Raw genomic sequence first — 14251 nt, forward strand, 5'->3', positions numbered from 1 at the left:
CTCTCCGTGAACCATTTCCGTCCACCCGGCGACACACAGCCGTGAACGACGAAACCCAACCATGGAGACTTCAAATGACTGCTCTTCTGCGCAACACCCTTCTCGCCTTCGCCGCCGTGTCGGCCCTGGGCGGATCCGCGATGGCCGACCAGACGGTCAGCTGCGTGCACACCAACCTCAATGACCTTTGGGCCGGCCGTTGTTGCGGCACCGCCGGCGCGTCGGACTGCCTGGGCGGCGGCAACAATGGCCACGACCATGACCGCCCGGGCACCAAGGGCGGCAACCCCAATGGCAGCACGGCCGGCAAGCCTTGATCCAGCCACAGCTGCCCGCTGGCGGTTCGCCGGCGGGCACTGTTCTGTGCTCCGGCAGACCCTCCGCGAAATCCGGGTAAAACCTGTTACTTCAGCCGGCCGAGTGCAGCGCGGATCGAGGCGGTGATGCGGCGCAGTTCCGCTTCGTCAAGCTTCTCGATGTTCTCGGCCAGGAGGTTGGCGAGCTCGGTGGCGGCGGGATTGAGGCCCGACGTATCGAGTTTTACACGCGGGTGCGAAGCTTCGGCCAGCCGCGCCAGCTCCTCGGCGTCGTCCCAGATGACGTTGAAATAGCCGATGATCTTCTGGATCAGCGTCCAGGTCGGCGCGCCGCGCCTGCCATGCTCGAGCGCCGAGAGATAGGCGGCGCTGACGCCGATCGTCGCCGCCATGTCTTTCTGGCTGACGCCGCGCTCGAGCCTGAGCGCCCGCAGCCTCTCGCCGAACGGCGTCATATGCACGAACTCACGGCGCCCGCCCTCATGCGCGTGCCCGCCGCAGCCGGATATAGAGCGCGCCCGCGCCGCCGTGGTTGCGGGCGGCATGGTCGTGGCTGGAGACCAGCGGCCGGAAGGCCGGCGTCGACAGCCAGGCCGGAACCGCGCGCCGCAAAACACCGTCGCCGCCGGAGGACGACCCCTTGCCGGTGATCACAAGCACATAGCGGACGCCGCCGGCATGCGCCCGGTGCAAGAACGAGAACAGCAGCGAATAGGCCTCGTCCTGCGTCATGCCATGCAGGTCGACGCGGCCCTCGATCGGCAGCCGGCCCTTCGACAGTTTGTCCAGCGTCGGCTCTTCCAGCCGGTGCGTGACATGCTGCGCCTTCGGCTTTGCCGCGCCCGGCGAATTGGCGGCGGGCTGGGCCGTCTGCGGCGCGGACGGCTTGGCCTCGATGGCCATGTCGGGAATCTCGACGGAGGTTTTGCCCTTCAGCGGCTTGGCCGTGCGCGCCACCAGGTTCCACAGCACCCGGTCGTCCTCGCTCAGCCTGTCCGGACGCTTGCTCATCTTGCGCCTCCGGCCAGCGCGCGCGGCACCAGCGCGTAGAAATCAGCGGTATTGCGCACCACGCCGGCGATCTCGCCGGCCGCGTCGCCGGAGCCGGCGAACAGGTCGCCTCGCGCCGGCCCGGTGATGGCCGAGCCGGTGTCCTGCGCGATCATCAGCCGGCGGAACGGTTTTGCGTCGAAAGCGGTCAGCGTCGGCGCGTCGATGTAGAAGGGCGTGCCGAAAGTGTGCAGCAGGCGGTCGACCGCCACCGAGCGGCCCGGTGTCAGCGGCACCTTGGCGGCGGCGATCGGGCCAAGTGCTGCATCCTCGACGTCAGCCTCGCGGAAGAAGATGTAGGAGCGGTTCTGCCACAGGATCTCGTCGATGCGCCCGGGGTGCGCCTTGAACCAGGCGCGGATCGACTGCATCGTCACCTCAGCCAGCGGGATCTCGCCGAGCTCGCTCAGGATTTTGCCGGGTCCGGTGAAACGCTGGCCCGACTTGGCGGCGTAGGTAACGCGGCGCAGCCGGCCGTCGGTCATGGCGAGCCGTGCGGCGCCTTGCACATGGATGAAGAAGGCGTCGACCTTTTCGGCGAGCCAGGCGATCTCCAGCCCCTGGCCGGCCAGCGCGCCGCGCTCGATCGCGCCACGGTCGAAATACTCGGCCAGTCCATCCGCCGTCCGGCGCGCGAAGGCGAGATAGGAATCCATGCCCTGCGGCCGGTTGGCGTCGTCGACATCGACGAGATCGGCCGGCCGCGACATGAGCGGCACGGTGAAGCGCCCGGTCCGCACCGGCGAGGCCTCGACCTGTGGCTCGTAAAAGCCGGTGACGAGGCCGGCGCCACTCTCGGGCCGCACCAGCATCGGCACAAAATGGCGCTCGAAGAAAGTTCGCGCCTCCGCCCGGCTGGCGGGTGCTGCGGTGCGCGCCTCGGCATAGGCTGCGGCGAAGGCGCCGAAATCGACGCCGAGCGCGCCGCTGCGATAGGGCTTTGTCAGCACATGGAAAGCGGAGCGGCGGAACGCCTCGAAGGCCGGCAGGGGGTCGTCATCGCCCCAGCCGGGGAGATCCTCGAAGGACTTTTCGACAAAGAGAGGCGATAGCGACACCGGAGCCTCGCCGCGTTTGCCGGGACTAGTCTTCTTCTTCGGTGGCGACGAGCTTCCAGTTCGGATCGCGCGAGCGCGTGTCGCGGGCGAAGGTCCAGACATCCTTGACCTCGGCCACGGTTTCCGGATCGCCGTCGATCACCGCGCCGGCCTTGTCGCGCGTCGCCGAAATCAGCTCGCTGATGATGCGCAGCGTCACATGCGCCTCGCCGCCCTTCATCTCGGCCGAGACGATGTCGGCCTTGTCGATGCCGACGAAGGAGGACTGGATCTTTTCCGACTTCGCCTCGCGCTCGCCGATTGCCGCGACGAAACCGTCGAACACTTCGCGCGACAACAGGTTCTTCAGCGTTTTGCGGTCGCCGTCGGCATAGGCCATGACGATCATCTCATAGGCCATCTTGGCGCCGTCGATGAAACCCTTCGGATCGAAGGACGGGTCATTGTCCTTGATCGCGCGCAGGCCCTTGTTGAGGTCGGTGTCGGGCTTGGCGAAGGCGTCGATGGCCGTATAGGCGTCGGCCGGCGCCGGCTCGCCCGGCTGCCGCTTGCGCGGCAGCGAAACGACATTTTCCGGCTTCTGCGTGGCGTCCTTGTCGGTGCGCGCCGCCGTGTAGGGGTCGAAGGGCGGCCGCTCGCTACCGGTCCGACGGCCCAGCACGTTGCGCAGCTGGAAGAAGATCACCACCGCCGCGATCAGGAAGAAAATCGTGCCGAAGTCGAAGAAGCCCATATCTTCCGCCAATCAATCCCTGCCTCTAGGCCGGACCATCCGGCCAACAGGCCGCGGTCGCATAGCGTTCAACATTCAAAGCATATAGAACGCAAGGTGCAATCATTCAAATTAAAGGCAGGCATACCTATCTAACGGCCTCAGTGCCAGCGGCGATTGCCGCCAAGGCCAAAACAATCGAAACGACCAACGACCGGAAGGTTGGCAAGACTTGCGCATTTCGCTGCTTCCCCTTTTTCTCCTCGCCCTGCCGCTGCTGGAAATCGCCGGTTTCGTCATCGTCGGCCGCGAGGTCGGCGCGCTGGCGACGGTCGGCCTGGTGCTGGCCTCCAGCATCGCCGGCGTGCTGTTGCTCCGGCACCAGGGTTTCGGCGTCATGGCGCGGGTGCGCGCCGAGATGGACGCCGGCCATGATCCGAGCCGCCATCTCGCCCACGGCGCCATGATCGTGGTCGCCGCGATCCTTCTGATCATCCCCGGCTTCATCACCGACATTATCGGCCTGCTGCTGTTCCTGCCGCCGGTGCGCGACCTGGCCTGGCGCCGGTTCAAGGGCCGCATCGTGGTGGCCACGGATTTCTCGGCCGGCGGTTTTCGCCGGTCGCGCGACAAGGTCATCGACCTCGACGACGGCGACTATTCGCGTGAGGACGATTTCAAGCGCGGCCCGGATCATAATTCGCCGTGGCGGCGGTTGAAGGACGATTAGGTCGCTGTTCTGCCCTGTTCGCGAACGTTAGCGCTGCCCCTCATCTGGCTGCCGCCATCTTCTCCCCATAAACGGGGCGAAGGGGCTGCCATCGCCGATTTCGCCAATCGCGACCGTTGCAGGAAGGGCGCCGACGTTGCGGCAGCTTCTTTCGCCCCGTTTACGGGGAGAAATGCCCGGCAGGGCAATGAGGGGCAGCGCCGACCTCGACGATGATTTCTCTACACCCAATCGCAGCAGACACAGCCCACAGCGATTGCCCCCGAACCCCAAGGCGGCAAACCTTGTCTTGTCATGCCGACCATGGTAGCGAACGCCCGATTTCAATTCGGTCAGCAACGCTGCCCAGGGGAAAAGGATTTAAGGCTCATGGCCAGCAATGATGACGCGCCGACCGGCGCAGCCAACGGAAACGGCAATGCGGCGCAGCCGTCGCTCAACGTGCTCGCCCAGTATGTGAAGGACCTGTCCTTCGAAAGCCCCGGCGCGCCGAACTCGCTGCGCGGCCGCGACAAGGCCCCCGGCATCGCCATCAACGTCAACGTCAACGCCAACCCGCTCTCCGACAAGCAGTTCGACGTCAATTTGACGCTGAACGCCAAGGCCTCCTTCGACCAGGAAGTGCTGTTCAATGTGGAGCTGGTCTATGGCGGCGTCTTCGCCATTTCGGGCTTCCCGCAGGAGCACATGCTGCCGATCCTGTTCATCGAATGCCCGCGCCTGTTGTTCCCCTTTGCCCGCCAGATCATCGCCGAGGCCACCCGCAATGGCGGCTTCCCGCCGCTGATGCTCGACCCGATCGACTTCGCGCAGATGTTCCAGCAGAAGATCGCCGAGGACCAGGCAGCGTCGAAGGTCCAGGTGAGCTGAGCTATATCTACGGAATGCCTCGAAAAACCCGGCCTTGAGCCGGGTTTTTTGTTGCCTTGGTGACCCTTGGCAACGCCGGTGGGACAGCACCCATTTGCACCACCTAACGGTTCTGGTCGATCGAAATACAACGGTCGAGCCATGGTCGACCCCCACTCCGTCGAGCTTCGCTCGACACCTCTCCCCCGATCGACGGGGGAGAGGAAGGGCGCGAGTTCGCCAATCCTGGCGCCTTTCCTCTCCCTCCGGAGGGGGGAGAGGTGGCTCGGCAAAGCCGAGACGGAGTGGGGGAAGCCGCTGGTGAAACGCGAAGCCGCAGGCCAGGGGGCGGACCTCGGCAGCCACCAGAAATGGATTGCCCCACAGGCCACGTCTCTGCGGAGCGTCGCACAACTCCTGCGGATTCCAGAACACTTCCCAACGTCACCCCGCCCTATCATCGCCGCGTCAGGCAGAAGCGTCCCGGCGGTCGCAGCCGCTCCCGCGTCGGCGATTCGCCGGGACGAGTCTGATTCCGTGCATGTCCCAAACCCCGCACTTTTGGGCGGCATGCACCAACGACAAGAGGGAACGACGATGAGATTCATGCTGACCGACCGCAAGCTGCATCCGCGGGCCAAGCCCGTCGCCGCGGATTTCAAGACCGGCGGCATCAACCGCCGCGAATATTTTGCCTTCATGGCCGGCCTCGGCGTAAGCGCCGCCGGGGCGTTTGCCTTGGGTGGCCTGAGCGCGACGCCTGCCCGCGCCGCCGAGCCGAAGAAGGGCGGCATCCTCCGCGTCGCCATGAACGTCAAGGGTTTCAAGGACCCGCGCACCTTCGACGGCGTCGAAATGTCCAACGTCGCCCGCCACTGCAACGAATATCTGGTGCGCTGGAACACCGATTTTTCCTTCGAGCCCTGGCTGCTCGAAAAATGGGAGATGAGCGACGACGCCAGGACGCTGACGCTCTATGTGCGCAAGGGCGTCACCTGGTCGAATGGCGACGCCTTCAACGCCGACGATGTCGTCCACAACCTCGCCCGCTGGTGCGAGGCAGGCGTCGCCGGCAATTCGGTCGCCGCGCGCATGGGCGCGCTGGTCAATGCCGACACCAAGAAGGTGGTCGATGGCGGCATCGAGAAGGTCGACGACTTCACCGTCAAGCTGAACCTGCCCAAACCGGACATTTCGCTGATCGCCGGCATGGCCGACTATCCCGCTTTGATCATGCACCGCTCCTATGAGGGCGACGGCGACCCCATGAAGGCGCTGGCCATCACCACCGGCCCCTGCGAGCTGGTGAAATGGGACGCCGAGACCGGCGCGGAGGTGAAGCGCAAGGACAAGCCCTGGTGGAAGGGCGAATTCTATCTCGATGGCATCCAGTGGATCGATTACGGCTCCGACCCCAACGCCATGCTGTCGGCCTTCGAATCCGGCGAGATCGACACCGACCACGAAACCGCCTCCGACGCCGTCTCGCAGACCGACAAGATGGGGCTGAAGAATTCCGAGATCGCCACAGGCTCGACCATCGTCGCCCGCTTCAATGTCGGCAACGCGCCCTATGACGACATCAAGCTACGCCGCGCCGCCCAGCTCGCCGTCGACAATTCAGCCGTGCTGGCGCTCGGCCTCGGCGGCCGGGGCAAGCCCGCCGACAACCACCATGTCGGTCCCATGCACCCCGAATATGCCGATATCGGCCCGGCAAAACGCGACGTCGGGGAGGCGAAGAAGCTGCTCGCCGCCTCCGGCAAACCGGACCATGAATATGAGCTGATCTCGGTCGACGTCGAATGGCAGAAGAGCACCGGCGACGCGATTGCCGCGCAGATGCGCGAGGCCGGCCTCAAGATCAAGCGCACCGTGCTGCCCGCCGCCACCTTCTGGAACGACTGGAGCAAATATCCCTTCTCCTGCACCGAATGGCTCGGCCGCCCGCTCGGCGTCCAGGTGCTGGCCCTCGCCTACAAGTCCGGCGCCGCCTGGAACGAAAGCGCCTACGCCAGCAAGGAGTTCGACGACCGCCTCGACAAGGCGCTGGCCATGCCCGACGCCAAGGCGCGCAAGGAGATCATGGCCGGCATCGAGAAGAATCTGCGCGATTCCGGCATCATCATCCAACCCTACTGGCGCTCGGTGTATCGGACCTATCGCAAGGGCGTCGAGGGGTGCGAGCAGCACCAGGCGCTGGAGCAGCATTTCGAGAAGGTTTGGATTGAAAGCTGAGGCGCGGCGCTTCTGCCTTCTCCCCTTGCGGGAGAAGGCAAGCAACTCCGAGCCTGCCGCCTCACCTTCACCGTCAGCGCCGCCCCTCACTGTCCTGCCGGCGTTCGTCGTTCGAAAAGCCAAGCAGTTGGCTTTTCGTCCGCTGCGCGGACCACTCCTCAACTCCCCGTAAACGGGGCGAGAGGGGCTGGCGGCAACGCCGGCGCCTTTCTTTCGACGCTGGGGATTGGCGAAAGCGGTGACAACAGCCCTTTCGCCCCGTTTACGGGGAGAAATGCCCGGCAGGGCAATGAGGGGCAGCGCTGACGCTCATCTTCCTGTCGCGGACTTCGACGGACGCTGACGTGGGCACCAGTTATCGCGCCGGCCGCAAAAGCGTCCAGATCCACCCAATAAAAGTCAGCACCAGGAACGGATAGCCCGCCGCCGGCAGCGGCGCCGAAATCGGCAGCAAGGGCGCGCCCCACAGGATCATGCCGGCCGACACGACAAACAGCACGGCGGCCGCCAGCGCGGTGAGCCGCATCCACAGCGCGAACGTGCTGGGCGCGCTGATCAGGACCAGCCCCGCCGCCCAGAGCGAAATGCCGCCGACATAGGAGGGCACGCTGGCCTCCAACCCCGCCGCATTGCCGGCCAAAAGCAGGCTCTCGCCGGCCAGGAAGGTCAGGAACCCTGCGGCGACGCAATCATGGCCCAGCCGCTGGTATTTCATGGTGAGCAGCGCGGCGGCCACGACAAGCGCCACGCCGTCGATCGTCCACAGCGTTTCGCGCAGTGGGGCGCTGGCGACGAAGGTGCCGGCCAGGCCGAACGCGCCACCGATGGCGAGGCCGAGAGAGGCGACGGTGTCTGAGGTGGAGCGCATGTGAGTGATCCCCAAGCTGGGGGAGGATACTTCATGGCAGGCTGTTCTCAAAGAATGGCCTCTTTTCCGAAAGGCAGTGCTAAGCGCGTAGCGTCGGCAATCCGCTATCAGTTCGAAACGGCCAGCAGGGCAGCAGACCGGAGGCGCTGTTGCGGATTTCGGGCAAGGGCGGTGGAGTGAAGCCGAAAGCGGGAGTTGGTGTCGAGGTAGCAGGTTCGTGAAAAGCAACACAACGCACATTAGGAATCGTTCAGTTTGTGTTACTTTGCGCCAAGCGAATTAGCGGTTGCACCCCGCCCTCAAATCAGGGATCAGGGGATTAGGCGCACTTCGAAATGACGCACACCTACGTTGCATATATTGATGAATCTGGCGATGACGGCCTCGATAAGCCTTTCCGTCAGGTCGGCAACGCTGGTGGTCCCTCAAAATGGTTAGTCATTTCAGCTTGCTTGTTTCGCAAAACGCATAGCTTGGACGCCGTAAAATGGCGCGACGAAATCTCAAACAAGATGCCAGAGCGTCAGTCGCGCACGTTGCATTTCGCAAAGTTGAATCATGGCCAGAAGCTTGCCACTGTCCAGACGATAGCCGACAAACCTCTCCGTGCCTTGAGCGTCGTGGCGGCGAAAGAGCCTATCCCAAAGGAAGTCTATAAGGAAAAGAACCAGCTTTATTTTTACATGACGCGCTATCTAATCGAGCGCTTGTCTTGGCTCTGTCGGGATCACCGTCCCCTAGCCCCTGAAGGCGATGGGCGAGTGGCGATCACTTTCTCCCGCCGGGGCGGGATGCAGTACGAAGAGTTTCGCGAATACCTTGAACGTTTGAAGGCCGACAAGTCGGGCGACGTTCGTATACACTGGCCAGTGATTGACATTGATGCCGTGACAGCAGCCGATCATAGCAAGAGCGCGAGCCTTCAGCTTGCCGATGCAATTGCCTCCGCGATGGCCGCTGGTTTCGAACCTGATCGGTATGGAAATTGTGAACCGCGTTATGCCGAGACGCTTAAGCCTGTAACTTACAGCCGTAAGAGAAAGTATCTCAGCTACGGAATAAAAATCGTCCCGCATCACGACCAATGCAATTTGGATCAGCAGCAACTGAAGATGCTAGAAATCTGGAAATAAAAGCGGCAGCCCCCGGCCCATAATTGCGATTTCTCGCCTGCAATCTCGCGACTGCTTTGGGGTGTTCCGGCGCATGGCTGCCTGACGCCAATATGGCATTGTTCCCGGTATGTTTCAATAGGGATTGAGAGAAAATCTATTTGAATCAATGGTTTATGGCGTAAGCCATTGTTTATGAATCGGTTTTTATCTGTTCGAAGTCCACTTTTTCGTTTTGTCAGCGCTGAATTTCGACACCGTGTCGTGGTCGAAAGGGCTTTCGGCTACAACCGCAGTCAGATCTTTAACAACCTTTCAACAAGTCACTCGCTTGCTTCTGACGCAATATGGCTGATGCCGCTCACCGGAAGACGGATCGCCGCGACCTCTGGCGAACAAACCGCGCAGCCCCACCGCCGCGCTGGCGGGGGGCCCGCTGCCTCCGGCAGCTCCCCCGCTTTCGAAGCCTGCCATCGATCCACCGGATCGATGACTTAGCGCGCTCAGCGCGCCAACCGGCTTCTCAATCCCCCATCTTCAGCGCCTGGATAAACGCCTCCTGCGGGATATCCACCTTGCCGAACTGCCGCATCCGCTTCTTGCCTTCTTTCTGCTTGTCCAGCAGCTTGCGTTTGCGCGAGACGTCGCCGCCGTAGCACTTGGCGGTCACGTCCTTGCGGAGCGCCGAGATGGTTTCGCGGGCGATGACCTTGCCGCCGATCGCGGCCTGGATCGGGATCTTGAACAGGTGGTGCGGGATCAGCTCCTTCAGCTTCTCGCACATCTGCCTGCCGCGCTTTTCCGCCGCCGTGCGGTGCACCAGCATGGAGAGCGCGTCGACCGGCTCCTCATTGACCAGGATCGACATCTTCACCAGGTCGCCCTCGCGGTAGTCGGTCAGGTGATAGTCGAACGAGGCGTAGCCCTTGGAGATCGACTTCAGCCGGTCATAGAAGTCGAAGACGACTTCGTTGAGCGGCAGGTCGTAGGTCAGCATGGCGCGCTTGCCGACATAGGAGAGGTCGGCCTGGATGCCGCGCCGGTCCTGGCAGAGCTTCAGGATGCCGCCGAGATAGTCGTCGGGGGTCAGGATGGTGGCGCGGATCCACGGCTCCTCGATGGCCGAGATCTTCACCACGTCGGGCATGTCGGCCGGGTTGTGCAGCTCCTTCACCGAGCCGTCATTGAGCAGCAGCCGGTAGACCACGCTCGGCGCGGTGGCGATCAGGTCGAGGTTGAACTCGCGCTCCAGCCGCTCCTGGATGATTTCGAGATGCAGCAGGCCGAGGAAGCCGCAGCGATAGCCGAAGCCGAGCGCCGCTGAGGTTTCCATTTCATAGGAGAAGGACGCGTCGTTGAGGCGCAGCTTGCCGACGGCGGCGCGCAGATCCTCGAAATCGGCGGCGTCGACCGGGAACAGGCCGCAGAACACCACGGGCTGCGCCGGCTTGAAGCCGGGCAGGGCCTGCGCGGTCGGGCGCTTGTCCTCGGTGATGGTGTCGCCGACGCGGGTGTCGGCCACTTCCTTGATCGAGCCGGTGAAGAAGCCGAACTCGCCGGGGCCAAGCTCGTCGACATTGATGCGGGCGGGCGTGAACACACCGGTGCGCTCGACCAGGTATTTGGCGCCGGTGCCCATCATGCGGATGGTCTGGCCCTTTTTCAGCACGCCGTCGATGATGCGCACCAGCACGATGACGCCGAGATAGGCGTCGTACCAGCTGTCGACCAGCATGGCCTTCAGCGGCGCGGTGGCGTCGCCCTCGCGCGGCGGCGGCAATTGGTGGACGATGGCTTCCAGCACGTCTGGAATGCCAAGGCCGGTCTTGGCCGAGATCAGCACGGCGCCGGACGCGTCGATGCCGATCACCTCCTCGACCTGCTCGCGGATGCGCTCGGGCTCGGCGGCCGGCAGGTCGACCTTGTTCAGCACCACGACGATCTCGTGGTTGTTGTCGATGGCCTGGTAGACATTGGCGAGCGTCTGCGCCTCGACGCCCTGGCTAGCGTCGACTACCAGCAGCGAACCCTCGCATGCGGCCAGCGAGCGCGACACTTCATAGGCGAAGTCGACATGTCCGGGCGTGTCGATGAGGTTGAGGATATAGTCCTCGCCATTGTTGGCGCGGTATTTCAGCCGCACCGTCTGCGCCTTGATGGTGATGCCGCGCTCACGCTCGATGTCCATCGAGTCCAGCACCTGTTCCTTCATGTCGCGCAACTCCAGCCCACCGGTCAGCTGGATCAGGCGGTCGGCAAGCGTGGATTTGCCATGGTCGATATGGGCGACGATGGAGAAATTTCTGATGTGGTCGAGGGGCGTGCTCATCCGCGCGCTTTAGCAGGGGTGGCCTGCGGCGGCAAGGCTTGCGGCGCAAGGGCGGCGCCATCGATCACAAAGCGGTGAGCCGCGCCAAATACCGGTCCGGCGGCCGTGGATGATTAAACTTTGATCGATCGCATTAGACCTTGATTTGCTGGCCGCATGGTATCTGCGCGATCACTAATATCCCTGGGGGTAGAAAAATGCTGAAAGTTGCAGGCGGGTTCGCCCGTTCGCGCAGCGGCTCGATGATGCCGCTGTTTTTCCTGAGCCTGGTGCCCTTGATCACCGTCGTGGGCTTCTCGGTCGACTACACCGATGCCGTCCAGACCCGCTCCAACATGCAGGAAGCGCTGGATGCCGCGACGCTGGCCATCACCACGCTGCCGCCTGCCACGACGCTGCCCGCCCGCCAGCAGGCGCTGCAGGACAATTTCACCGCCAACAATGGCGAGGGCACCACGACGCTGGTGAACTTCAACGTCGCCGCCGACGGCACCGTCACCGCGCAGACCTCGGCAAGCTACGCCATGCCGACCGATTTCATGACCATCGCCAGGATTGCCACCGTGCCGGTCGCCGTCACGTCGGGCGTCCACAAGGCGCCGGGCCTGGTGCAGGCGACGTTCAAGGTCAGCGGCGTCTCGGGCTGGTGGAGCAAGACGATGACGCTCTACGGGACGCAATTCGGCGCCACGGTGGCCAAGCCGCTGATGACGATCGCCTATACCTATGGCAACACCAAGGATCCCAAGGGCTACGGCACCACCATCGTCAGCACCCTCACCACCAATTCAAGCGGCCAGACCGTCTCCACCATGGTGCAGAAACAGGTCTGCTCCGTCGGCAACAACCCGCCCAACGGAGTGGCGCTCAAGCAGGATTCGTACGGCACGAACTATTACTGCGTCGATACGATGTACCCGGCCAACAGCGCCGGCGCGGCCATCGACGTCAGCCAGATGGGCGGTCTCTATCTGCAGATGAACGTGCCGTCGGGCAACCCGCAGAACCTCTATTCGAACGACCCGAACACGTCCAACCGGCTCTACAGCGGAGCAACCGCCAACAGCCTGGTCGAGACCGCCACCGGCCAGACCGTCGACATCTTCTCCATCGTGCCATGCGGGCAGACGGGCTATCAGGCCTGGGAAGACGGCGGAACCACGGTGCCGGCGGCGCCGTCCAATGCCGACTTCTTCTACAACGTCACCGGCAAGTGCGACTTCAACCAGCGGCCCTCGCTGACGGCGCTGACGCAGTAGGGCGCTGCTAATCTCCCCCCTCGAGGGGGGGAGATGTCGCCGAAGGCGACAGAGGCGGTCGGCACGACCGGACGCCAACCTTCAAATGCCGCAAAAGGCCGCGCCCAGCCGGACCGACCCCCTCTGGCCTGCCGGCCATCTCCCCCTCGAGGGGGGAGATCGCCTATCATGGCGGCCTTCAACGTCATCAGCCCCTGGAGAGAATTCCGATGTCCGGTCCCGTGACACGCGTATCCATTCTGCGCTGCGATGCCGCGAAGTTCGCGCTGTTGCGAGAGATGATGCTGGAGGCCGAAGCAGCGCTCCGGCCCGGCATCGAGGCCATGCCGGGGCTGCTCAGCTTTTACGCCGGCGCCGACGAGGCGACATCGTCGCTGATCAACACCAGTGTCTGGGACACGCTGGAGCACGCCAGGCAACTCGATACGTTCCAATCGATGCTGGATGCGGGAAAGCGATTTGTCGCCGAGGGCGCAAGGTTCGAGCGGCCGATCATGCACTACACCTCGCTGTGGCGTTTCGGGCAAAGCGCGTAGGCCACGATCACAAACCGGTGAGCGCTGTAACGAAGCGGCAAATGGCGGCGAAGTGGGGGAATGACCGGCGCGTCTGAGCGCCGTCCCCCACGGAGCCCGCTTATGCCGAGATCCCCCGCAAGAAAGTTCTTTGCCCTGTCCAGCCTGGGGGCGCTGGCGCTCACCGCCTCGCTTGGCGCCGCAGCCGCGCAGCCGCTCAGCGTGGTCGAGCTGTTCACCAGCCAGGGCTGCTCGTCCTGCCCGCCGGCCAACGCCAATCTCATCAAGGTCAAGGATCAGCCCGGCGTGCTGGCGCTGTCCTTCAACGTCACCTACTGGGATTATCTCGGCTGGAAGGACACTTTTGGCAAGCAGGAGTTCACCCAGCGCCAGGTTTCCTACGAGCCGACGCTCGGCCATGACGGGCCGTTCACGCCGCAAGTCGTGGTCAACGGCCATGCCGACGTGGTCGGCGCCGCACCGGGCGAGATCGAGCATCTGATTTCCGCGACCGGCAGGACCGGCGGCCCCGCGCTGTCGCTCGAAGGCGGCAAGGTCGCGGTCGGCGCCGGTGCGGCACCGGGCGGCAAGGCCGATGTCTGGCTGGTGCGCTACACCAAGGGCGTCGTGCAGGTGCCGGTGGCGCGCGGCGAAAACACCGGCCGCACCTTGCCGCATGCCAATGTCGTGCACGCGCTGACAAAACTCGGCAGCTGGACCGGCGGCGCCACCGCCTATGCGCTGCCCGCCGCCCCCGGCGGCTTGAGCACCGCCGTGCTGGTGCAAACGCCAGGCGGCGGACCAATCCTCGCCGCCGCCACCAACTGATTTTTCTTTCCCTTCGCGCGGAGCCGCATTTGAGCGGCAACGCATCACCCGGCCCGCTTCCGCGCGCCAAAACCCAAGGAGACTATCATGACCAAGTACCTGACCTTGCCGGCGCTCGCCTTCGCGCTTTCGGCCGCCGTTTTCGTCGCCGGCGCCCGTGCCGACGACGCGACCAACGCCATGAAGCCCGCCAATGCGATGGCCACCGACGCCATGAAACCGGCGGATGCCATGAAGCCGGCGACCGACGCGATGAAGCCGGCCGACCCGATGGCCACCAATGCGATGAAGCCGGCGGCGGACGCCATGAAGCCTGCCGCGGATGCGATGAAGCCGGCGCAGTAAGCCAGGTAGGCTGCCCCTCATCGCTTCGCTCGGCTGACCGT

At 64.1% G+C, this 14251-nt stretch carries 15 protein-coding genes; 9 read left to right on the top strand and 6 right to left on the bottom strand.

What is annotated here, in order from left to right; all coding sequences use genetic code 11:
- Positions 1-74: 74 nt before the first annotated feature.
- Complete coding sequence (locus tag AC1DPX_RS04700; protein ID WP_202357041.1) at positions 75-317, top strand: hypothetical protein; 243 nt, start codon at positions 75-77, stop codon at positions 315-317.
- An 86-nt stretch (positions 318-403) separates the two neighbouring features.
- Here the strand turns inward: AC1DPX_RS04700 and AC1DPX_RS04705 are convergent, their stop codons facing one another.
- From AC1DPX_RS04705 to AC1DPX_RS04720, 4 genes are read right to left on the bottom strand one after another with little or no spacing between them, the layout of a single operon-like run.
- Entirely contained in the window at positions 404-772 is a 369-nt protein-coding gene (locus AC1DPX_RS04705) for a helix-turn-helix domain-containing protein (RefSeq protein WP_477234920.1), read from the bottom strand.
- 25 nt (positions 773-797) lie between these two features.
- Positions 798-1328: a Smr/MutS family protein gene (locus AC1DPX_RS04710; RefSeq protein ID WP_477234922.1), complete on the bottom strand. Its 531-nt coding sequence runs from the start codon at positions 1326-1328 to the stop codon at positions 798-800.
- A complete protein-coding gene (gene mltA, locus AC1DPX_RS04715) occupies positions 1325-2425 on the bottom strand; it encodes a murein transglycosylase A (RefSeq protein ID WP_477234924.1) in 1101 nt (366 codons plus the stop codon). Before mltA ends, AC1DPX_RS04710 begins: the two co-directional genes overlap by 4 nt.
- Positions 2426-2450: 25 nt before the next feature.
- Positions 2451-3158, bottom strand: coding sequence for a Tim44/TimA family putative adaptor protein (locus AC1DPX_RS04720; protein WP_477235750.1), 708 nt, complete (start codon positions 3156-3158; stop codon positions 2451-2453).
- Positions 3159-3369: 211 nt separating this feature from the next.
- Between AC1DPX_RS04720 and AC1DPX_RS04725 the strand changes: the two genes are divergently transcribed.
- From AC1DPX_RS04725 to AC1DPX_RS04735, 3 genes are all read left to right on the top strand, one after another.
- A complete protein-coding gene (locus AC1DPX_RS04725; protein WP_032932371.1) occupies positions 3370-3867 on the top strand; it encodes an FxsA family protein in 498 nt (165 codons plus the stop codon).
- A gap of 369 nt (positions 3868-4236) precedes the next feature.
- Positions 4237-4737: a protein-export chaperone SecB gene (gene secB, locus AC1DPX_RS04730; RefSeq protein ID WP_019862223.1), complete on the top strand. Its 501-nt coding sequence runs from the start codon at positions 4237-4239 to the stop codon at positions 4735-4737.
- A gap of 576 nt (positions 4738-5313) precedes the next feature.
- Positions 5314-6954, top strand: a complete 1641-nt coding sequence (locus AC1DPX_RS04735) for an ABC transporter substrate-binding protein (protein WP_477234926.1) — start codon at positions 5314-5316, stop codon at positions 6952-6954.
- A gap of 355 nt (positions 6955-7309) precedes the next feature.
- Here AC1DPX_RS04735 and AC1DPX_RS04740 read toward each other — a convergent pair whose 3' ends face one another.
- Positions 7310-7822, bottom strand: coding sequence for a hypothetical protein (locus AC1DPX_RS04740; RefSeq protein WP_477234928.1), 513 nt, complete (start codon positions 7820-7822; stop codon positions 7310-7312).
- A 335-nt stretch (positions 7823-8157) separates the two neighbouring features.
- On the opposite strand from AC1DPX_RS04740, the gene AC1DPX_RS04745 reads away from it, so the two are divergent.
- Positions 8158-8955 carry a DUF3800 domain-containing protein gene (locus AC1DPX_RS04745; protein WP_477234930.1) on the top strand — a complete coding sequence of 266 codons (798 nt, stop codon included), beginning with the start codon at positions 8158-8160 and terminating at the stop codon, positions 8953-8955.
- 502 nt (positions 8956-9457) lie between these two features.
- Here AC1DPX_RS04745 and lepA read toward each other — a convergent pair.
- Positions 9458-11263, bottom strand: a complete 1806-nt coding sequence (gene lepA / locus AC1DPX_RS04750; RefSeq protein ID WP_202357050.1) for a translation elongation factor 4 — start codon at positions 11261-11263, stop codon at positions 9458-9460.
- Positions 11264-11460: 197 nt separating this feature from the next.
- Here lepA and AC1DPX_RS04755 point away from each other — a divergent pair, with 197 nt between their 5' ends.
- The 4 genes from AC1DPX_RS04755 to AC1DPX_RS04770 all read left to right on the top strand — a co-directional run bounded on the left by AC1DPX_RS04755 (position 11461) and on the right by AC1DPX_RS04770 (position 14210).
- Positions 11461-12522, top strand: a complete 1062-nt coding sequence (locus AC1DPX_RS04755; RefSeq protein ID WP_477234932.1) for a TadE/TadG family type IV pilus assembly protein — start codon at positions 11461-11463, stop codon at positions 12520-12522.
- A gap of 209 nt (positions 12523-12731) precedes the next feature.
- Entirely contained in the window at positions 12732-13058 is a 327-nt protein-coding gene (locus AC1DPX_RS04760; protein WP_477234934.1) for a hypothetical protein, read from the top strand.
- Positions 13059-13160: 102 nt separating this feature from the next.
- Positions 13161-13865 (top strand): DUF1223 domain-containing protein, encoded by a 705-nt coding sequence (locus AC1DPX_RS04765; protein WP_477234936.1) that lies wholly within the window; start codon positions 13161-13163, stop codon positions 13863-13865.
- Positions 13866-13952: 87 nt separating this feature from the next.
- Positions 13953-14210, top strand: coding sequence for a hypothetical protein (locus AC1DPX_RS04770; RefSeq protein WP_477234937.1), 258 nt, complete (start codon positions 13953-13955; stop codon positions 14208-14210).
- The last annotated feature ends 41 nt before the right edge of the window (positions 14211-14251 follow it).

Source organism: Mesorhizobium sp. 01N446 (assembly GCF_056399285.1).

What these genes read in the sequence shown, in the direction of transcription:
- AC1DPX_RS04700 (WP_202357041.1), top strand. Translation starts at nt 75, where the DNA reads ATGACTGCTCTTCTGCGCAACACCCTTCTCGCCTTCGCCGCCGTGTCG.
- AC1DPX_RS04705 (WP_477234920.1), bottom strand. Translation starts at nt 772, where the DNA reads ATGACGCCGTTCGGCGAGAGGCTGCGGGCGCTCAGGCTCGAGCGCGGC.
- AC1DPX_RS04710 (WP_477234922.1), bottom strand. Translation starts at nt 1,328, where the DNA reads ATGAGCAAGCGTCCGGACAGGCTGAGCGAGGACGACCGGGTGCTGTGG.
- AC1DPX_RS04720 (WP_477235750.1), bottom strand. Translation starts at nt 3,158, where the DNA reads ATGGGCTTCTTCGACTTCGGCACGATTTTCTTCCTGATCGCGGCGGTG.
- secB (WP_019862223.1), top strand. Translation starts at nt 4,237, where the DNA reads ATGGCCAGCAATGATGACGCGCCGACCGGCGCAGCCAACGGAAACGGC.
- AC1DPX_RS04735 (WP_477234926.1), top strand. Translation starts at nt 5,314, where the DNA reads ATGAGATTCATGCTGACCGACCGCAAGCTGCATCCGCGGGCCAAGCCC.
- AC1DPX_RS04740 (WP_477234928.1), bottom strand. Translation starts at nt 7,822, where the DNA reads ATGCGCTCCACCTCAGACACCGTCGCCTCTCTCGGCCTCGCCATCGGT.
- AC1DPX_RS04745 (WP_477234930.1), top strand. Translation starts at nt 8,158, where the DNA reads ATGACGCACACCTACGTTGCATATATTGATGAATCTGGCGATGACGGC.
- lepA (WP_202357050.1), bottom strand. Translation starts at nt 11,263, where the DNA reads ATGAGCACGCCCCTCGACCACATCAGAAATTTCTCCATCGTCGCCCAT.
- AC1DPX_RS04755 (WP_477234932.1), top strand. Translation starts at nt 11,461, where the DNA reads ATGCTGAAAGTTGCAGGCGGGTTCGCCCGTTCGCGCAGCGGCTCGATG.
- AC1DPX_RS04760 (WP_477234934.1), top strand. Translation starts at nt 12,732, where the DNA reads ATGTCCGGTCCCGTGACACGCGTATCCATTCTGCGCTGCGATGCCGCG.
- AC1DPX_RS04765 (WP_477234936.1), top strand. Translation starts at nt 13,161, where the DNA reads ATGCCGAGATCCCCCGCAAGAAAGTTCTTTGCCCTGTCCAGCCTGGGG.
- AC1DPX_RS04770 (WP_477234937.1), top strand. Translation starts at nt 13,953, where the DNA reads ATGACCAAGTACCTGACCTTGCCGGCGCTCGCCTTCGCGCTTTCGGCC.